Raw genomic sequence first — 19,560 nt, 5'->3', positions numbered from 1 at the left:
TTTTATTTTTCATATTTCGACATAAAAAGGTAGAAGTTCTGACCAGAAAACTGGAGGGCATGATTCTATAACAGAAAGCTTAACGTTTATAGAATTATGCCTTTTTATATAGGGAGGGCAGAAAGTAAAGATTTTGATTTAAATGCACTTATTTATCTGAATTTTAAGTTTTATAAAAGGAGAGAAATAGAATGAGAAGAAAAGCGCCATTTAAAGTGTTATCATCATTAGCAATTGCGGCAATTATCGGATGCACATCTGTAATGAGTACGCCGCTAGCATACGCAGAAACACCAGCAAAAGAGAAAGAAAATGTATCTACAACACCAATTGATTACAATTTAATTCAAGAAGATCGTTTAGCGGAAGCACTGAAGGAAAGAGGAACAATAAATCCAGCCTCTTCTAAAGAAGAAACGAAAAAGGCTGTAGAAAAGTACATTGAAAAGAAACAAGGCGATCAGGAAAATAAAGAAATTCTTCCAGCAGATACTGCTAAAGAGGCATCTGATTATGTGAAAAAAGTAAAAGAAAAGAAAATGGAGGAAAAGGAGAAAGTAAAGAAACCTGAAAAAAATGTGAGTCCTGAGCAAAAACCAGAACCAAATAAAAAGCAATTGAATGGACAAGTCCCAACTTCTAAAGCAAAGCAAGCCCCTTATAAGGGATCTGTTCGAACTGATAAAGTATTAGTATTACTCGTTGAATTTAGTGATTATAAACATAATAATATTGATCAAACGCCAGGCTATATGTATTCGAATGATTTTAGTAGAGAGCATTATCAAAAAATGTTATTTGGTAATGAACCGTACACATTATTTGATGGTTCAAAAGTAAAAACGTTTAAACAATACTATGAAGAGCAGTCTGGCGGAAGTTATACGACAGATGGATATGTAACGGAATGGCTAACTGTTCCAGGAAAGGCGTCTGACTACGGTGCTGATGGTAGCAGCGGTCACGATAATAAAGGACCAAAAGGCGCACGTGATTTAGTGAAAGAAGCTTTACATGCGGCTGCTGAGAAAGGGGTAGATTTATCTCAATTTGATCAATTCGATAGATATGATACAAATGGTGATGGAAATCAAAATGAACCTGATGGTGTAATTGATCATTTAATGGTAATCCATGCTGGTGTTGGTCAAGAAGCTGGTGGCGGTAAATTAGGTGATGATGCAATTTGGTCACATCGTTCAAAATTAGCAGTAAATCCAGTAGCGATTGAAGGTACAAAATCAAAGGTAGATTACTTTGGTGGAAAAGTAGCGGCGCATGATTACACAATTGAACCGGAAGATGGAGCAGTAGGTGTATTTGCACATGAATTTGGACATGACCTTGGCTTACCGGATGAATATGACACGAAATATACTGGATTGGGTTCACCTGTCGAAGCGTGGTCATTAATGAGTGGGGGTAGTTGGACAGGGAAAATTGCAGGAACAGAGCCAACTAGTTTCTCACCACAAAATAAAGACTTCTTACAAAAGAATATGGGCGGCAACTGGGCAAAAATTTTAGAAGTAGATTACGATAAAATTAAGGGTGGAGTAGGAGTTCCTACATATATTGATCAAAGTGTTACGAAATCCAATCGCCCAGGCGTTGTACGTGTTAACTTACCAGGTAAAAGTGTTGAAACGATTAAACCTGAGTTTGGAAAGCATGCATATTATAGTACAAGAGGAGATGATATGCATACAACACTAGAAACACCATTCTTTGATTTAACAAAAGGAACAAATGCAAAGTTCGATTATAAAGCAAATTATGAGTTAGAAGCAGAGTGCGATTTTGTCGAAGTGCATGCAGTAACAGAAGATGGAACGAAAACATTAATTGATAGACTTGGAGAAAAAATAGTCCAAGAGGATAAAGATACAACAGATGGAAAATGGATGGATAAATCATATGATTTAAGTCAATTTAAAGGGAAAAAGGTGAAACTGCAATTCGATTATATTACAGATCCAGCTGTAACATATAAAGGTTTTGCGATGGATAATGTAAATGTAACTGTTGATGGACAAGTTGTATTTTCTGATGATGCAGAAGGACAGTCTAAAATGAATTTAAATGGTTTTGTTGTTTCTGATGGAACAGAAAAGAAAGCTCATTATTACTACTTAGAGTGGAGAAACTATGCGGGATCAGATAATGGGTTAAAAGCAGGAAAAGGCCCTGTGTATAATACAGGTCTTGTCGTTTGGTATGCAGATGATAGCTTCAAAGATAACTGGGTTGGGGTGCATCCAGGTGAAGGATTCCTTGGTGTGGTAGATTCTCATCCAGAGGCACTTGTTGGCAATTTAAACGGAAGACCAACTTACGGTAATACGGGCATGCAAATTGCAGACGCTGCATTTTCATTTGATCAAACACCAGCATGGAGTGTAAATTCATTAACACGTGGGCAGTTTAACTATTCTGGGTTACAAGGTGTTACCACTTTTGATGATTCAAAAGTATATAGTAACAAACAAATTGCAGACGCAGGAAGAACAGTTCCAAACCTTGGACTTAAATTCCAAGTTGTTGGCCAGGCAGAGGATAAATCGGCAGGCGCTGTTTGGATTAAGCGTTAATAAAATGGAACTTTAATCAGTCGGAGGTGTTCATCCACAATGATTATTAGTACACACTTCCTCGTATTCGTCGAATTTCGAGGCGGGATTCTTACTGTCCGCAAATAGCGAGATAAAATAAAAGCACATTCTTCATTCGAAGGATGTGCTTTTTCTTTGTACATTAAGGTATTAATTTATCTATGTGTAGTGTATCAAATTATGTGGGGAAAAGAAGTATTTCCGAGGAAATTGTCGAAAGGATTTCTTTGTTTTTTATGAAATTGACTCGAAGAACTTTCAGTATATCGGATGGGAATTAATTATTTTAATATGGTAAATGTTCTAATTGGAAAAAAAGTAAATACATATTTTTAAAGGTTTTACAAATTTAAGGTGTCGAAATTTAATTATTTTTAAAAAATAAAATTATATATTGCTTTTAGTTTTTGTTTTAAGTAAAATTCATAGGGAATTAATAAGATAATAGTTTAGTAGTTTAATGTAATATTCTTTCGGAAAAAGAAAAGTAGCACGTAGTAAATTTTTAATTTGTAAGTAAAGGGAGAGTAAAGTAATTGAAAGCATGGAAAAATGTATCGTTTGTTATGAAAAGTAGTATCTTTTTATTATGTTTAACTTGTATGTTTTTTATTGTGCCAAGTACAAATGCGAGTGCAGAAACAGTTAAAATTTATCTAGATCCAGGGCATGGGGGAACAGATACAGGTGCTATTGGAAATGGTTTGAAAGAGAAGGATTTAACATTAGATATTGCTTTGCGAATTCGTAATATTTTAAATTCTGAGTATGCAGGTCATGAGATTAGAATGAGCCGTACAAGTGATGTGTATCCTACATTAGCACAAAGAACGAATGATGCTAATCAGTGGGGAGCAAACTTCTTCTTATCTGTGCATATCAATAGTGGTGGAGGAACAGGCTATGAGGATTACAGTTATCCGAATGTAGGTGCTCCTACTACAACGTATCACCAATTGATTCATCAAGAAATTATGAAAACAACTGATTTTGTTGATCGAGGAATGAAAACAAGTAATTTTCATGTGTTAAGAGAGACAAATATGCCTGCAATATTGACTGAAAATGGATTTATTGATCGAGCTGAGGATGCTGCAAAGCTTGCCAATGCGGATTTTAGAGAGCAGCTTGCAAGAGGACATGTAAATGGATTAGTAAAATCATTTAATTTACAAAAGAAAACATTCTTACTTCGTGTAAAGGCACCTGAATTATACTATTATAACCAACCTGATTGGAATGCAAAAGCAGGGACTGTGAAACAGGGAGATGTGTTTACTGTTGTAGAAACATTAACTGTGAATGGTTCGAAAATGTATAAATTAAAATCTGGAAATTATATAACTGCGAATCCAGCATATGTTGAAATTATAAATTAAAAGGCTATACATAGAAAGACAATGATGGGATTAACCCATCATTGTCTTTTTTACTTTGTTTTTTTCTTTACTTTTTATTTTGTTTCTTACATAAATCATTCCAGCGAATGTTAATAAGAATGCAGTTCCGATAACGAAGCTGACGCTAGGGGATGCCCCGATTGCTCCAACTGTAAAGGATCCAGCAACAACTCCTAATGAGAAGAAAGCATAAAACAATCCGAATGCTTTTCCGCGCTTATCATCTGTCGTATTTTCAACAAGTAACGCATTTATTGATGGGAAAAGGATAGCGAATCCAATGCCATAAATCATCATAACGATAAAGAGCATACCTTTTGTTGTGAATAATCCAAGTAAAGATAACGCGAATGCCATTACTGCAATACCAATTAGCATGAGTTTTGAACGATTAAATCGATCGTAAATACGATTTGTTGGCAGCAAGAAGAAGAGGATAGCGGTAATTCCGAATACACTTAACATCATACCTGTTGTAGATGCTTTAAGTGCTAATGCCTCAACTTTCACTGGGAGCATATACGTGACAATTCCTTGTGAAAACATTAGTGTGAAAGCACCAATATATGCTTGCAATAACGGTTCTGATTTCAATAGCTCAATCATATCTTCTTTGTTCATCATTTGTGTTCTTGAAGTATCTTTTCTTGATACGTTATTTGGTAAGAAGAATAGAGATACGATTGTACCAAGGACCATTAAAATAGAAATGGTAATGAACACCCACTCTATACCAGCGGTAGCTTTCATAATCCCACTGAAAGCGGGTCCTACAATTGCCGCTGTTCCAACAGCAGCACCAGATAGAGCCATTGCCTTACCTTGTCTTGCTGAATTTGTTTGTTTTGATAAAAACGTAAAGGCAGCAGGAATTAAAAATCCGTCACTAAATCCGTGCATAAAGCGCACAACTAATAGTTGTTCACCACTTTGAACAACGGTGTATAACAAGACTATGAAACTCGTAAGCCCCATGCTTATATAAAGTATTTTTTTTGCACCAAATTTATCGACAGCAGCGCCAGCAATAATATTACCGATCATATTAGCGAATGAGTACATACCGACAACTAGCCCAATAATAAGAGGAGATCCTCCAAGACTTTGAGCGAACGTACTCATAATAGGTAATTGTGAAAATGTATCTAGAAACGCTACAATAACAATAAAGTAAATAAAATATTTCAAGCGATATTCACCTCTCCTATGCTATTATGGCATACTGCTAATTTCAACCGCAATGAGATTGAATTAACAGATGTGGAAAAAAGTACAAAGTGACAAAATATTGAACATTATTTGTTAAAATTTAGTGGAAATTAGATTGTTTTTTTGAAATATATGGATGGAAGTATTATAATAGATTTGTAAACTTCACCAGGTTAAGTATATACGTAGAGAGGGATGTATAAAATGAAAGCACTACTTTGGCATAATCAACGTGATGTACGAGTAGAAGAAGTACCAGAACCAACTGTAAGACCAGGAGCAGTTAAGATTAAAGTGAAATGGTGTGGTATCTGCGGAACAGACTTGCATGAATATTTAGCAGGACCTATTTTTATTCCAACAGAAGAGCACCCATTAACACACGTAAAAGCACCGGTTATTTTAGGTCATGAGTTTAGTGGTGAGGTAGTTGAAATCGGTGAAGGAGTTACTTCTCATAAGGTGGGAGATCGCGTCGTTGTAGAACCAATTTATTCTTGTGGTAAATGTGAAGCTTGTAAACATGGACATTACAATGTTTGTGAACAACTTGTTTTCCACGGTCTTGGCGGAGAAGGCGGCGGTTTCTCTGAATATACAGTAGTACCAGAAGATATGGTTCACCATATTCCTGATGAAATGACGTATGAACAAGGTGCACTTGTAGAACCAGCAGCAGTAGCCGTTCATGCAGTACGTCAAAGTAAATTAAAAGAAGGGGAAGCTGTAGCAGTATTTGGTTGTGGTCCAATTGGACTTCTTGTCATTCAAGCAGCTAAAGCAGCAGGAGCAACTCCTGTTATTGCAGTAGAACTTTCTAAAGAACGTCAAGAGTTAGCAAAATTAGCAGGTGCGGATTACGTATTAAATCCAGCTACTCAAGATGTACTAACAGAAATTCGTAACTTAACAAATGGTTTAGGTGTAAATGTGAGCTTTGAAGTAACAGGTGTTGAAGTAGTACTTCGTCAAGCAATTGAAAGTACAAGCTTTGAAGGACAAACTGTAATTGTTAGTGTATGGGAAAAAGACGCAACAATTACGCCAAACAACCTTGTATTAAAAGAAAAAGAAGTTATCGGTATTCTTGGATACCGTCATATCTTCCCAGCTGTTATTAAATTAATTAGCTCTGGCCAAATTCAAGCAGAGAAATTAATTACGAAAAAAATCACAGTAGATCAAGTTGTTGAAGAAGGATTTGAAGCACTTGTAAAAGATAAAACACAAGTGAAAATTCTTGTTTCACCTAAATAATAGAGAATAGTAAAAAGTAGCCCTTTTCTAGAAATAGAGGAGGGCTACTTTTTTTCTATACAGAAAGGTGATAGACTTTCCTTTAACTACAGGTATTTTGTTTGGAAGGGGAAGTCGAATGCTTTCATTTATGTTGACATTGAAACGGATGCTAAAAGCTTGTTTACGAGCGTGGAAAGATAAAGAATTTCAAGTGTTATTCGTATTAACATTTTTAACATTAACGTCTGGTACGATTTTTTATAGTACAGTTGAAGGGTTACGTCTTCTTGACGCTTTATATTTTAGTGTGGTCACGTTGACGACTGTCGGTGATGGGAATTTTAGTCCGCAAACGGATTTCGGAAAGGTATTTACAATCTTATACATATTTATTGGGATTGGACTAGTATTTGGATTTATTCATAAGTTGGCAGTTAATGTACAACTGCCAAGTATATTATCAAGTAGAAAAAAAGAGTAAAGCATGTGGATGCTTTACTCTTTTTTACATTAGTTTAGACAAGTATTTGCAGTAGCTTAACAATACTTTATTACAATATAAGTGCATTCAATCATTATATTCACTATGTATAAAGTTATAATGATATGAAAATCTGCATATTTTAATTTAGTGATAGAAATTTCATGAAAGGTGGGATATTCTAGTCATAGGTTAACCGGACGATATCATAGGATCCTAACAAAAAGTTTGCAATAATTCAATTATAAAATGGAGGATTTCAAATGAAAAAGAAAGTACTTGCTTTAGCAGCAGCTATTACATTAGTAGCTCCGTTACAAAGTGTTGCATTTGCTCATGAAAATGATGGGGGAAGTAAAATAAAAATAGTTCACCGCTGGTCTGCTGAAGATAAGCATAAAGAAGGCGTAAACTCTCATTTATGGATTGTAAACCGTGCCATTGATATTATGTCTCGTAATACAACACTTGTAAAACAAGATCGAGTTACACAATTAAATGAATGGCGTACAGAGCTAGAGAACGGTATTTATGCTGCTGACTATGAAAATCCTTATTATGATAATAGCACATTTGCTTCACATTTCTATGATCCAGACAATGGAAAAACATATATTCCACTTGCAAAGCAGGCAAAAGAAACTGGAGCTAAATACTTTAAATTAGCTGGTGAGTCATACAAAAACAAAGATATGAAACAAGCATTCTTCTATTTAGGATTATCCCTTCATTATTTAGGAGATGTAAACCAACCAATGCATGCGGCAAACTTTACAAATCTTTCGTACCCACAAGGGTTCCATTCTAAATATGAAAACTTTGTAGATACGATAAAAGATAATTATAAAGTAACGGACGGAAATGGATATTGGAACTGGAAAGGTACAAATCCAGAAGAGTGGATTCATGGAGCGGCAGTAGTGGCGAAACAAGATTACTCTGGAATTGTAAATGATAATACGAAAGATTGGTTCGTAAAAGCAGCTGTATCACAAGAATATGCAGATAAATGGCGCGCTGAAGTTACACCAATGACAGGTAAGCGATTAATGGATGCACAACGTGTTACTGCTGGATACATTCAGCTTTGGTTTGATACGTACGGAGATCGTTAAGTATTTAAAAAAGGTCAAATCTCACAATAGAGTATTTGGCCTTTTTTATCACTATACAACACATGGAGGTATGAATCGTGAAACGTAAATTGCTAAAAAGTATACTTAGCGTTGGAATCGGTCTAGCGGCTTTATATAATGGATCCTCGGCTCAAGCGGAAGTGTCTACAAATAAAAATGATACATTAAAAGTGATGACACATAACGTGTACATGCTATCAACAAACTTATATCCGAACTGGGGACAAAGTGAGCGTGCTGATTTAATTGGGGCAGCGGATTATATAAAGAATCAAGATGTTGTTATATTAAATGAAGTATTTGATAATAGTTCTTCAAACCGTTTATTAGGAAATTTGAAGAAAGAATATCCAAATCAAACAGCGGTATTAGGTCGTAGTAACGGAAATGAATGGGATAAAACGTTAGGTAGCTATTCATCTTCAACGCCTGAAGATGGGGGTGTTGCAATCGTGAGTAAATGGCCGATCGTTGAGAAGATTCAATATGTATTTGCAAAAGGATGCGGGCCAGATAATTTATCAAATAAAGGATTTGTATACACGAAAATCAAGAAAAATGATCGTTTCGTTCATGTAATTGGGACGCATTTGCAGGCTGAAGATAGTATGTGCGGAAAAACTTCACCTGCATCTGTACGTACAAATCAGTTAAAAGAAATTCAAGATTTTATAAAAAATAAGAATATACCAAATGACGAGTACGTCCTATTTGGTGGTGATATGAACGTGAACAAAGTAAATGCAGAGAACAATAGTGATTCAGAGTACGCATCCATGTTCAAAACATTGCACGCTTCTATTCCATCTTATAAAGGACATACAGCAACTTGGGATGCGACGACAAACAGTATTGCGAAATATAATTTCCCCGATAGCCCTGCCGAGTATTTAGATTATATTATTGCAAGTAAAGATCATGCGAATCCATCATTTATAGAGAATAAAGTATTACAACCGAAATCTCCACAGTGGACTGTTACATCATGGCTCAAAAAATATACGTATGATGATTATTCTGATCATTATCCAGTAGAGGCAATTATTTCTATGAAGTAGTCCTAAAAAAGTTTCTTCTTAAATAAGAAGAAACTTTTTTATTTTGTAGAGGAAATTTCAACTTTCTTTCCAATATGTATAAGACATATTGAGAAGAGGAGAGAAAAAATGTGGATAGAGGAATTTTTAAAGAAGTTCCATTACCGTGTGCATTTTTGGATGAAGTGGCTTTAGATAGAAATATTCAATCGATTATAGAATTAAGTGGAAATAAGAAGATTCGTATAGCGAGTAAATCGTTACGTTCAGTTCCGGTTATGCAAAAGATTTTAGCTGCAAATGATCGATTTCAAGGTATTATGTGTTTCTCACCTAGGGAGGCTTTGTTTTTAATTGCACAAGGATTCAATGATTTATTACTCGGATATCCTGCTTATGATGAAAGAGCTTTACATGAAATAAGTTTGCTAACAAAGCAAGGGCTCATTATAACTTGTATGGTGGATTGTGAAGACCATATTGTTTATTTAGAAAAAATTGCTGAGAAGTCTAAAGGGTGTTTTCGTGTTTGTTTGGATATTGATATGAGTAGTCGTTTTTTTCAATTTCATTTTGGGGTAAACAGATCACCGGTAAAAGGTGTGCAAGGTGCTTTGAAAATAGTAAAAAGGGTGAAAGAATCATCATTTTTAATACTAGATGGTGTAATGGGATATGAAGCCCAAATTGCTGGGGTAGGAGATCACATACCAAATCAGCGAGTGAAAAGTAAAGTGATTTCGTATTTAAAAAAGAAATCAGTGTTAGAAGTTAACGAAAGAAGAGGACGTATCGTAAAAGAAATACAAAACCTAGGTATTGAACTAAGGTTTGTAAATGGGGGAGGAACAGGAAGTATAAAAACAACCGAGCAAGATAATTCAGTTTCAGAGATTACAATAGGTTCTGCTTTTTATGCCCCGAAGCTGTTTGATTATTATAAAGAGGTGCAATTTCATCCAGCTGTCGGATTTGCTTTACCAGTTGTACGTAAACCAGCCCCGTATATTTACACTTGTCTAGGTGGTGGATATATTGCTTCAGGCGCAATTGGTAAAGATAAAGAACCCGAGATTTGGAGGCCAAATGGTGCGGAATTATTAGCTTTAGAAGGTGCTGGCGAGGTACAAACACCGATTTTTTATAACGGTGAGGACCGGATAGAGATAGGAGATTCTATCTTGTTTCGCCACAGTAAAGCTGGAGAGTTATGTGAGCGGTTTCCGTTTTTATATCGTGTGAAAGAAGGAGGGATTGTTGGGGAGTATTCAACATATCGGGGGGATGGCCAATGCTTTCTATAAAGGGACAAAAATGGAAAAATTGGACAGGGAATGTAGAAGGAACGCCGCATTATACGATGTATCCAGAAAGTATAAAAGATGTAGTAGAAGTTGTAGAGCTTGCACGAAAAGAAGGGAAGAAAATTCGTGTTGTCGGTTCAGGACACTCGTTTACACCTCTTGTGCAGACGGAAGAAATTTTAATTTCTTTAGATGAATTGAAAGGTATTGTGAATATCGATGAAGAGCAGATGGTTGCCGAAGTGTGGGCAGGAACAAAGTTACATGATTTAGGGAAGTTACTTGCAGAAAAAGGTTATGCGCAAGAAAATTTAGGGGATATTGATTCACAATCGATTGCAGGAGCGATTAGTACAGGGACTCATGGAACGGGTATTACCTTTGGTAGTTTATCAACACAAGTTATAGAAATTACCGCAGTTTTATCTACAGGTGAGAGTATAGTTTGTTCGGAAACTGAGAATGTGGAATATTGGAGAGCCTTTCAGTTATCACTTGGAATGTTAGGTATCATTGTAAAAATAAAATTGCAGGTTATTCCAGCCTATTCGCTCGTTTATAAAAGTGAAAAACAGTCATTATCTACTGTAATGAACAAGCTAGAAGAATATAAGAAGAATCGCCATTTTGAATTTTTCGTTTTTCCTTATTCTGATGAAGTGCAAGTGAAATTTACAAATGAAACAACAGGTAAAATAAGTGATTTAAAATGGCATAAACTAAAGGTAGAGTTGCTTGAAAATAAGATGTTTTCTTTGTTATCTAAAGGATGTAAATGGTTTCCTTCTATCAGTAAAGGTGTAAGTCGATTATCGGCTAAAGCTGTACCGAATACAAAAATAATTGGTCCGAGTTACGAAGTATTTGCTACATCTCGCGCGGTTCCATTTTATGAAATGGAGTATAGTGTTCCTTCAAAGTATATGCGGGTCGTTGTAGAAGAAATATCAAACCTTATTGAAAAGAAAAAGTATAAAGTGCACTTCCCAATTGAATGCCGTTATGTGAAAAGTGATGATATATGGCTCAGTCCAGCATACGGAAGGGATTCAGCGTACATTGCTGTTCATATGTATAAAGGTATGAAGTATGCTGCTTATTTTGGTGAGGTGGAGAAAATTTTTCTAAAGTATGAAGGGCGCCCGCATTGGGGGAAAATGCATACGTTAACGTACGAAAAATTACAAAATATATATCCGGAAATGCATTCGTTTCTAAAGGTGAGAAAGTTACTAGATGAAGCAGAAGTGTTTTCAAATCCTTACATAGAAAAATTATTTACGATTATGAAAAAAAGCTGACAAAGTATTACTTGTCAGCTTTTTTTAGTATGATCGCATTTCTTGTTTGACTAATGTGCTCGTAAAATAGTAACTTATCACGACTAAATACATGTAATAAAACATGAATAATAAATAGACCGTTAATTACGAGTTGGAATAATAATATAACTACTAATACTAAAGGCTCTTTAAGATTTAAGATAGAGCTACTCGAAAGAATATAATTGATTCCGCCTAGAATGAAATAGAATATACCGTAGCGGATGAATAATTCTTTTAGTGTAATACGCTCTGCTTGCCCTTTAATGTAAATCCGAAGCAATGCTTTTCCTATTGTTCTTCCATTTGTAAAGTATGGAATGATAATAAAGTAAATGAAGACTGAACATGTAATGAAAAGAAGTTCGTATACATTTGTATAAGATTGGATGTTAGCGATAAATAGTGAATTTCCTTTGTTTTTAATGAACGGTACAACGATAGATAAGAAAATCCAATCAATTTGCATAGCGATGAGACGACGAATAAATCCAACTGGTTTCGTTTCTAAATCAATATGAATATCTAATTCGCTTGTTTTTGGAAGGAAGTACGTAAATATTGGTGCAATGATAAAACCAATTACGCCGCCTAGTGTGTTTAAAAACAAATCATCAATATCAAATAAGCGATAGGCACAATTATAAATACCATATAATCCAGTTACTTGTGTTAATTCAAAGAACAGTGAAAGGCAAAAAGAAATACACACTGTTTGTAAGAAGCTACGTCGGAAATAATAACGTAAGTATATACCAAATGGAACGGTTAATAGAACGTTAAAAGCGACTTGTAAAAACGCAGATTCCTTTAATAAATAGAAGTAGGTAGCTGGCTTCGTTAAAATTGCCGAGGTATGATTACTAATCTCTTGTATGAAATAAAATGGCGAGAGTTGCATATGTTGTGTATTAGCCGGTTGTAGGCTACATGTATCATATGTTTGTGGCAAAGGTAAGATAACAAGAAAATAAGCATTTAATACATAGAGTAATAGTGAATATAAAATAAATGAACGCCATTTATTCAAATAACCGTATTTGCGATAATTAAATATTAAAAAAGGGATTAATAGAAACATCGCTAAAATAGGAAATAAAATAAATGCTGTTTTTATTGGAAATAAATATGCAGTCAAAATGAAGCTCCTTTCAATGAAAATTCGTTTATCATTATAACGTTAAAAGAACCTTAAAACAAAATTAAAATATTTCGAAATAGAAAAAATTACAAACCTCAATGGAATTAAGTTATAATAAATTTAATATAAGAATATTATGATTATCATTAGTTGAGAGAGGGTACAAGATATGCGATATGAGCTTTTTTCTGTAAGTGGGGATCATATTACAACCTTTGAAAGTGCATGGCATTTTCAGGAGGGAGAACAGATTTTTGTTCATGATGATCAAACAAAACGAAATTTTATTATTATCCGCCTAACGCATGATGTATTTCAACAAAATAAACATGTTATTCGTTTGTATTGTCAAGAAAAGAAAGTGTACGCATAAAAAGGCTCCTCTTACTGTACAGAAAGGTAAGAGGGGCTTTATCATTATAAAGATATAAAAAAGCGAGTCATCCTAGTTTAATAGAATGACTCGCCTTTTGCTTTGTAAGTTTCATTTTATAAGAAAATAAGAGTAAGTACACCTACGATAATGCAATAGAAAGAGAAATATTTTAAATTTCCTTTTGCCATAATGTTCATAAACCATTTTAACGAAATATATGTCATGATAAATGTTGCGATAAACGCAACGACATAGGGTACGAATAATGTATCTAGGTTTGGATCTTTTGCAATGTCTGTAATACTTAGTAATAAACCACCTAAGCTAACAGGGATATATAGTAAGAATGAGAAACGAAGAGCTGTTTCTTGCTTCATACCAAGTAACATCGCTGCTACGATTGTTGCACCTGATCGGCTTATTCCAGGAATTAGTGCGCAAGCTTGTGCTAATCCGATGATAATTGCATCTTTCATAGAAAGATCGCCATCATTTTTACGTCCACGCAAGTTTCTAATAATCCAAAGGCCGACAGCAGTAATAAGAAGGGAAATCCCAACCATCTTCACGCCTTTTAAGTACTGGTCGATATAGTCTTTAAATAAAACCCCAATAACGCCTGCTGGAATAGTCGCAATAACAAGGTAAATAATAAAGAAGAAATCTGATTTTGCGTCTTCTGCTCTTGTAAATATATAAGATAGACCATTCTTAGTTAGACGAATTAAATCATTTCTATAAATAAGTAATACAGCTAATAATGAAGCTGAATTAACAAGTAGTTCGAAGCTAAACCCTTCTATTTTTAGTCCTAGCAAATGCTGTGCTAAAACGAGGTGACCACTTGAAGAAATCGGAATTGGTTCTGTTAGTCCTTGGAACAGACCAAGAATTAAATATTTTAAAATGTAGTAAAATTGTTCCATAATAACCTCCTTGTTTATTAGTCGAAAGAAACAACTTGTCCATTATAACAAAGATACGGATGAATATTGAGAAGGAATAAATATTCGAAATATAATAAAAATCCCTTATAACAGTATAAGGGATTTTTATTATTAATGAGAAACTACTGTTTCTTCAAGACTTTTCGTTAATTGAACATCGACTTTCTCAGCATCATGAATATGATTCATAATAGTCGTATTTAACTTTTGGAACATTTGTTGTGTATTAGCGAATTCACGTAATATATCGTCATTACAAGATTTTTGGTTTTCGATAGCTTTAATAACATTTGTAGCACCGCTTTGTAACGTTTGAATCATAATTAAGATGTTTTCAATTCTAGCGTTTGTATCGGCACTCATTTCTACACCTTCATCGACTAAGTGTAAATTATCTTTTGTGTTATCGTATGCCTTTTCGATTTCTTCTTGAATTTTTTTCGTTAAGTTGCCGATGTTTTTTGTACTTTCGGCTGTACTTTCCGCTAGTTTTCTTACTTCATTGGCAACGACAGCGAATCCTTTACCGTGCTCTCCAGCACGCGCAGCTTCAATACTCGCATTTAATGCAAGTAAATTTGTTTGTGCTGCAATGTTTTGGATGACTTCTACAATTTGCTCGATTTCTTTTGAGCGCTCACTTAAATGATTCATACTATTAGAAGTGCGCTGAGATTGTTCACCTAATTTATTAATTACAATAAGTAAACGATGAACAGATTCTTTCCCTTCATTAGAACAGTCAATAATTTCTTCAATTGACTGAATTAAGCTTTGTTCTTTTTGTAACATTTCATTGTTCAATTCATTGGAATGTGTTGTACGCGTTGAAACATTTTCGAAACATGAGCTTAATTGTTGAACTAAATTTTGGAGCGCATTGTGTTGGTTATTTACAAGTTTATGTTCTTGAACAACGCTTTGTACACGATCGTGGATAGAAGAAATGGTCTCTTGTTGTTCGATATCTTTTTGTTTTAATTCTGCTTCTAGTTCTTGTATACGACTTTCTAATTGATCAATTTTATGTTGGAGTGATTTTTTTTGAGTGAACATATATTTATTTCAACCGCCTTTAGAAGTTATATTTTCTCTATATTTGGATTTTAGCATCTTTTATAATTTTTAAATATAGGAATTGTTAAATATTTAAGAATCTATTACATTTTATTCATAATTCTCTTTTTTTCGTCATGAAAAATAAACTGTATTTAATGGTATTGTAAACAAACTGTAAAATAAATCATGTATAACTGTATAAGAAGGGAGTCGGATTATGAACTATTTTAAGCGAATCAGTAGTCTAGTATTAGCAGGAATTATCGGTCTTTCTAGTACAGTCGCTGTAAAAGCAGAGTCAAACGACGAGAAACTTAACAACATGCAACAGCAATTGCAGCAAAACGATGCAGATATGCAAAAGAAAGAGCAAGAGAAGCAAGCTGTTAATAAAGAAATTAAAGGTATCGAAAACGAACTACATAATTTAAATAATACAATTGCAAAAAATAAAGAGGATCAAGCTGCTATTCAACGTAAAATCGATGAAACACATAAGCAGATTGAGCAAAAAAAGAATGAAATTGTCGTTTTAGAGGATAAAGTCCTTGCTCGTAAGGATATTATGAGAAAACGTATGGTTTCTGTTCAAAACAGTTCAAATACAAGTTTAGTAGTAGAAGTTGTAGTAGAGTCAAAAAACTTTGCAGATTTCTTACAACGTATGAACGCGGTTTCTACTATTCTAGAAGCTGATAAAGAAATTTTACGTCTACAAGAACAAGATCTTCGTCAAATTGAAGAAGATAAGAAAACAATTGACGAGAAAGAAGCGTCTTTAGTAGTAGACAAACAAAAATTAGCAAAAGCACAAGCTGAGTTGCAAGATAACTTGAAAAAACGTCAAGATAACTTACAAACAGTTCAAGCTAAATATAATGCGATTGCAAGCCAACTTAATTTAGCAGCAGAAGAAAAGGCTAAAATTGAGTCAAATATGAAGGCAGTTCAAGAAACAATTGCTCGTGAGCAAGAAGCAGCAAGAATTGCAGCAGAAGAGCGTGCGAAAGCAGAAGCAGCTGCAAAGGCTGAGCAAGAGGAGTTAGCAAAAGCAAAGGCAGCGGTAGCTAAGCAAAAAGAGGAACAGGTAGCTAAGTCGGCAGAGCCTGTAGCAAAAAATACATCACCAGAGTCTAAGCCTGACACGAAACCAGCTAAAGGTGGAAAAGAATTTTATGTAACAGCAACAGCTTATACAGCTGACCCATCTGAAAATGGCTATAAACCGGGTGAAACTGTAAAATCTAAGTTAGGACATAATTTAACTGCAAATCCAAACATGAAATTAATTGCTGTAGATCCAGCTGTTATACCTTTAGGCTCTACTGTGTATGTAGATGGATATGGAACGGCGATTGCTGGAGATACTGGTAGTGCAATAAAAGGGCATATAATTGATTTATTAATGCCAAATTCAGCTCAAGCAAATGAATGGGGCAGAAGAACAGTTAAAGTTACAATCTTAAATTAAAAAGAAATCCAACTTTACAATACGTAAAGTTGGATTTTTTTTACAAAAATAATGTTAAGTTTAGTTTACATTTTGTTAAGGATAGCATACAATGAAATTAAGAGGTGGTAAATTTGTCCATTTTAAATAGAGTGAAGGAATTAAGAGCTCGCTTTAATTTTTCGCAAAGTGTATTAGCAGAAAAGGTTGGAGTGACGAGACAAACAATCGCTGCAATTGAAAAAGGGGATTATGTTCCTTCCTTGTTATTAGCACTTACGATTTGTGATGTATTTCAGTTAAAGATGGAAGATGTGTTTGTTTTAAATAAGGAGGGGGAAGAGGATGAATAGACTCGTATTTTCTTATATGCTAAATGTACTTTTAATGGTATTAGCAGGTTGGGCGTTTATTGAGTTGTATTATTTTACTATTGAAGTCGCCAATTTTATTCAAACGGAGAGAGTACTATCTGAAATTTCAATGAGTTTAATGCCGCTAATATTACTTTTAATATTTGGTATTGTATCGACTATTCTTTATAAAATTCAAAAGAAAAAATATAAGAAGCTCTCGTATTGGATGTTTCCACTATTATTTCCTCAAGAAGATGAGAGGGAAAAGGCAATTACAGAAAAGGCTTGTCGTACTACATTTATGTCACTATGGTACGTGTTGCCTTGTGCGGTTGGTTTTTTAACTCTTTCTCCAATTGCTAATCTATATGTTCCTGCATATCCGGTATATATTGCATTTAGTATTTTCTTTATTCAAATGACGATTTTTCACGTATCCTTATATCGAAATAAAATCGCTTAAAAAGAAACCTTCTTGCACGTGCAAGAAGGTTTCTTTTCAGCTTACACTTGTACATATAGCAATATTATCTTATCATTTTATATAGAGTAAGATTTTGTAAGGGAAAGGAATTGTATATGAATAAGCAAAGAATTTATAGTATAGTAGCAATCCTTCTATTTGTTGTAGGTGGTGTGTTAATCGGAAAGCCATTTTATGATGGATATCAGGCTGAAAAGAAACAGACTGAAAATGTACAGGCTGTTCAAAAGATGGATTATGAAAAACATGAGACGGAATTTGTAGATGCTTCGAAAATTGATCAACCAGACTTGGCAGAAGTAGCGAATGCATCATTAGATAAGAAACAAGTAATTGGCCGTATTTCGATCCCGAGTGTTTCATTAGAACTTCCTGTTTTAAAATCTTCTACTGAGAAAAACCTATTATCAGGTGCAGCAACAGTAAAAGAAAATCAAGTAATGGGAAAAGGGAATTATGCATTAGCAGGGCATAACATGTCTAAAAAAGGTGTTTTATTTAGTGATGTGGCCTCTTTAAAAAAAGGTGACAAAATTTATTTGTATGATAATGAAAACGAATATGAATATGCGGTTACTGGTGTATCTGAAGTAACTCCTGATAAGTGGGAAGTTGTCGAGGATCATGGGAAAGATGAAATAACGCTTATTACATGTGTATCTGTTAAGGATAATTCTAAGCGTTACGTTGTTGCTGGTGATTTAGTAGGAACGAAGGCGAAGAAGTAAAAAAGAAGGTCAACTCTTTAGAGAGTTGACCTTCTTTTTTACTAATGTTGAGAAATAATAGAATATTTTAGTTGGTATTTAAGTATTTTTCTATTTATGTATAATAAAGTTAGAATTCAAGATTTTGGGAGGAATAAGTGTGAAACAACAGGTGAGAAAACTTCTTTTAACAACAAGTGTAGCGTTATTGGTAGCTCCAATTTCAGCTTATGCGCATCCAGGACGTACAGATGCTAATGGGGGACATACGTGTCGTACAAATTGTGAGAAATGGGGATTACAGTACGGGGAGTATCATTATCACAATAAACCAGCTTCTAGTAGCGGTGCAACAAGTCCAGCTCCTAGCTCTAATAATAATGGTGCTGTAGAAGCTGAAAGACAAGCGGAAGCGCAGCGCAGCAATGCGGAGGCTGAAAAACAACGTGCTGCAGAGGCGCAGCGTAAAGCTGAAGAAGAGAGACAACGTGTAGCGGAGGAACAAAGGAAAGCAGAGGAAGAGAGACAACGTGTAGCTGAAGAACAAAGAAAAGCAGAAGAGGCACGTAAGCAAGAGGAAGCACAGCGTCAAGCTGATATGGAAAAAGGGCAGCTTGAGGGACAAAAAAATGGAGAGACTGATTTTAAAGCAGGGAAAAATGATACGGAATCACATTTAACTGGAAAATCAGATACATATAAAGAAGCATTTAAAACTGCCTATGCTGCATCTTGGTCTTTAGAAGAGCAGAAGAAAACGCATTTTGAAAAAGGAAAAGAGCAAGGTTTAGCACAAGAGACGATGGAAGACAGTCAAATTGCTCCGGAGTTTAAGTCGAACTTTGCAGAAGGTTTCCAAGTAGGGAATAAAGAAAGAACAGAAAAAATTGAAAAAGAGCAAGCTGAACTAGGGGAAAAGGCAGGTAAGGAACTAGCTGGAAAGAATCCTGGAAATAGAGAGAAAGATGTGTACGTGAAGGCGTATGAAACAGCTTATGAAAAGGGCTATAAGTCTACAAAAAAAGCAGTAGAAAAGGCTGGCTATAAGTATGCATTTGAAAACTATGATTTGAAAATTCCTGCTAAGTATGAAAAAAATGAATCGTTAAAGAAATGGTTTATTGAAGGATTTAAATCAAATAAAAAAGCAGCAGAAATTAGAGAAGAAGGATATAAAAAAGGAGACAGTTGGCTTGCGTTCTTCTATAAGAATTTTGTGCCAAGTGAATATAAAGAACATAAAGAGCTGTACGAACAAGCGATAGAAAAAGGTAAGAATGCATAAAAAAGATGAGGGGAA

At 34.6% G+C, this 19,560-nt stretch carries 17 protein-coding genes and 1 pseudogene; 14 read left to right on the top strand and 4 right to left on the bottom strand.

Features of this window, described 5'->3' with window-relative positions; all coding sequences use genetic code 11:
• The first annotated feature begins 191 nt into the window (after positions 1-191).
• The gene (inhA2, locus tag MR115_RS20410) at positions 192-2,591 is read left to right on the top strand and encodes a M6 family metalloprotease immune inhibitor InhA2 (RefSeq protein WP_242242577.1); all 2,400 of its coding nucleotides are present in this window, start codon (positions 192-194) and stop codon (positions 2,589-2,591) included.
• 623 nt (positions 2,592-3,214) lie between these two features.
• Positions 3,215-3,991, top strand: a complete 777-nt coding sequence (locus MR115_RS20405; protein ID WP_242242659.1) for an N-acetylmuramoyl-L-alanine amidase — start codon at positions 3,215-3,217, stop codon at positions 3,989-3,991.
• Between the two features lie 30 nt (positions 3,992-4,021).
• On the opposite strand, the gene MR115_RS20400 is transcribed toward MR115_RS20405, so the two are convergent.
• Positions 4,022-5,200: an MFS transporter gene (locus MR115_RS20400; RefSeq protein ID WP_242242576.1), complete on the bottom strand. Its 1,179-nt coding sequence runs from the start codon at positions 5,198-5,200 to the stop codon at positions 4,022-4,024.
• 225 nt (positions 5,201-5,425) lie between these two features.
• Between MR115_RS20400 and bdhA the strand changes: the two genes are divergently transcribed.
• The 6 genes from bdhA (at position 5,426) to MR115_RS20370 (ending at position 11,719) form a co-directional block, all read left to right on the top strand.
• The gene (gene bdhA / locus MR115_RS20395; protein WP_242242575.1) at positions 5,426-6,478 is read left to right on the top strand and encodes a (R,R)-butanediol dehydrogenase; all 1,053 of its coding nucleotides are present in this window, start codon (positions 5,426-5,428) and stop codon (positions 6,476-6,478) included.
• A 118-nt stretch (positions 6,479-6,596) separates the two neighbouring features.
• Positions 6,597-6,941, top strand: coding sequence for a potassium channel family protein (locus MR115_RS20390; protein ID WP_132134690.1), 345 nt, complete (start codon positions 6,597-6,599; stop codon positions 6,939-6,941).
• A gap of 263 nt (positions 6,942-7,204) precedes the next feature.
• A complete protein-coding gene (gene cerA, locus MR115_RS20385; protein ID WP_063261556.1) occupies positions 7,205-8,056 on the top strand; it encodes a phospholipase CerA in 852 nt (283 codons plus the stop codon).
• A 77-nt stretch (positions 8,057-8,133) separates the two neighbouring features.
• Positions 8,134-9,135: a sphingomyelinase C gene (sph, locus tag MR115_RS20380; protein WP_242242574.1), complete on the top strand. Its 1,002-nt coding sequence runs from the start codon at positions 8,134-8,136 to the stop codon at positions 9,133-9,135.
• A gap of 110 nt (positions 9,136-9,245) precedes the next feature.
• The gene (locus tag MR115_RS20375) at positions 9,246-10,418 is read left to right on the top strand and encodes an amino acid deaminase/aldolase (RefSeq protein ID WP_242242573.1); all 1,173 of its coding nucleotides are present in this window, start codon (positions 9,246-9,248) and stop codon (positions 10,416-10,418) included.
• On the top strand, positions 10,406-11,719 hold the full coding sequence (locus MR115_RS20370; RefSeq protein ID WP_242242572.1) for a D-arabinono-1,4-lactone oxidase: 1,314 nt from the start codon (positions 10,406-10,408) through the stop codon (positions 11,717-11,719). The genes MR115_RS20375 and MR115_RS20370 overlap by 13 nt, the downstream gene beginning before the upstream one ends.
• A 7-nt stretch (positions 11,720-11,726) precedes the next feature.
• On the opposite strand, the gene MR115_RS20365 is transcribed toward MR115_RS20370, so the two are convergent.
• The gene (locus MR115_RS20365) at positions 11,727-12,878 is read right to left on the bottom strand and encodes a VanZ family protein (protein ID WP_242242571.1); all 1,152 of its coding nucleotides are present in this window, start codon (positions 12,876-12,878) and stop codon (positions 11,727-11,729) included.
• Positions 12,879-13,050: 172 nt separating this feature from the next.
• Between MR115_RS20365 and MR115_RS20360 the strand changes: the two genes are divergently transcribed.
• Positions 13,051-13,254, top strand: a complete 204-nt coding sequence (locus MR115_RS20360; RefSeq protein ID WP_001268328.1) for a hypothetical protein — start codon at positions 13,051-13,053, stop codon at positions 13,252-13,254.
• A 116-nt stretch (positions 13,255-13,370) separates the two neighbouring features.
• On the opposite strand, the gene MR115_RS20355 is transcribed toward MR115_RS20360, so the two are convergent.
• Both MR115_RS20355 and MR115_RS30245 read right to left on the bottom strand, forming a co-directional pair.
• Complete coding sequence (locus tag MR115_RS20355; RefSeq protein WP_097817871.1) at positions 13,371-14,183, bottom strand: undecaprenyl-diphosphate phosphatase; 813 nt, start codon at positions 14,181-14,183, stop codon at positions 13,371-13,373.
• Between the two features lie 132 nt (positions 14,184-14,315).
• Positions 14,316-14,834: pseudogene (locus MR115_RS30245) on the bottom strand (methyl-accepting chemotaxis protein); the annotation flags it as partial.
• A 646-nt stretch (positions 14,835-15,480) separates the two neighbouring features.
• Here MR115_RS30245 and MR115_RS20345 point away from each other — a divergent pair.
• The 5 genes from MR115_RS20345 (at position 15,481) to MR115_RS20325 (ending at position 19,545) form a co-directional block, all read left to right on the top strand.
• A complete protein-coding gene (locus MR115_RS20345; RefSeq protein WP_242242569.1) occupies positions 15,481-16,734 on the top strand; it encodes a 3D domain-containing protein in 1,254 nt (417 codons plus the stop codon).
• Between the two features lie 113 nt (positions 16,735-16,847).
• A complete protein-coding gene (locus MR115_RS20340; RefSeq protein ID WP_142331704.1) occupies positions 16,848-17,066 on the top strand; it encodes a helix-turn-helix transcriptional regulator in 219 nt (72 codons plus the stop codon).
• Positions 17,059-17,532, top strand: coding sequence for a DUF2178 domain-containing protein (locus tag MR115_RS20335; protein WP_242242568.1), 474 nt, complete (start codon positions 17,059-17,061; stop codon positions 17,530-17,532). The genes MR115_RS20340 and MR115_RS20335 overlap by 8 nt, the downstream gene beginning before the upstream one ends.
• Before the next feature lie 116 nt (positions 17,533-17,648).
• Positions 17,649-18,281: a class A sortase gene (locus tag MR115_RS20330; protein WP_071721043.1), complete on the top strand. Its 633-nt coding sequence runs from the start codon at positions 17,649-17,651 to the stop codon at positions 18,279-18,281.
• A gap of 139 nt (positions 18,282-18,420) precedes the next feature.
• The gene (locus MR115_RS20325; RefSeq protein WP_242242567.1) at positions 18,421-19,545 is read left to right on the top strand and encodes a YHYH domain-containing protein; all 1,125 of its coding nucleotides are present in this window, start codon (positions 18,421-18,423) and stop codon (positions 19,543-19,545) included.
• Positions 19,546-19,560 lie beyond the last annotated feature (15 nt).

The sequence above is a fragment of the Bacillus cereus group sp. BfR-BA-01309 genome (assembly GCF_022664315.1).
Classification (GTDB): domain Bacteria; phylum Bacillota; class Bacilli; order Bacillales; family Bacillaceae_G; genus Bacillus_A; species Bacillus_A mobilis.
Note: the sequence above shows the minus strand (reverse complement) of the source record. Positions and strands in the feature narration are given on the sequence as shown.

Coding starts and splice junctions, on each gene's coding strand:
- inhA2 (WP_242242577.1), top strand. CDS start 192: ATGAGAAGAAAAGCGCCATTTAAAGTGTTATCATCATTAGCAATTGCG.
- MR115_RS20370 (WP_242242572.1), top strand. CDS start 10,406: ATGCTTTCTATAAAGGGACAAAAATGGAAAAATTGGACAGGGAATGTA.
- MR115_RS20390 (WP_132134690.1), top strand. CDS start 6,597: ATGCTTTCATTTATGTTGACATTGAAACGGATGCTAAAAGCTTGTTTA.
- bdhA (WP_242242575.1), top strand. CDS start 5,426: ATGAAAGCACTACTTTGGCATAATCAACGTGATGTACGAGTAGAAGAA.
- MR115_RS20330 (WP_071721043.1), top strand. CDS start 17,649: ATGAATAAGCAAAGAATTTATAGTATAGTAGCAATCCTTCTATTTGTT.
- cerA (WP_063261556.1), top strand. CDS start 7,205: ATGAAAAAGAAAGTACTTGCTTTAGCAGCAGCTATTACATTAGTAGCT.
- MR115_RS20335 (WP_242242568.1), top strand. CDS start 17,059: ATGAATAGACTCGTATTTTCTTATATGCTAAATGTACTTTTAATGGTA.
- MR115_RS20405 (WP_242242659.1), top strand. CDS start 3,215: ATGTTTTTTATTGTGCCAAGTACAAATGCGAGTGCAGAAACAGTTAAA.
- MR115_RS20355 (WP_097817871.1), bottom strand. CDS start 14,183: ATGGAACAATTTTACTACATTTTAAAATATTTAATTCTTGGTCTGTTC.
- MR115_RS20360 (WP_001268328.1), top strand. CDS start 13,051: ATGCGATATGAGCTTTTTTCTGTAAGTGGGGATCATATTACAACCTTT.
- MR115_RS20345 (WP_242242569.1), top strand. CDS start 15,481: ATGAACTATTTTAAGCGAATCAGTAGTCTAGTATTAGCAGGAATTATC.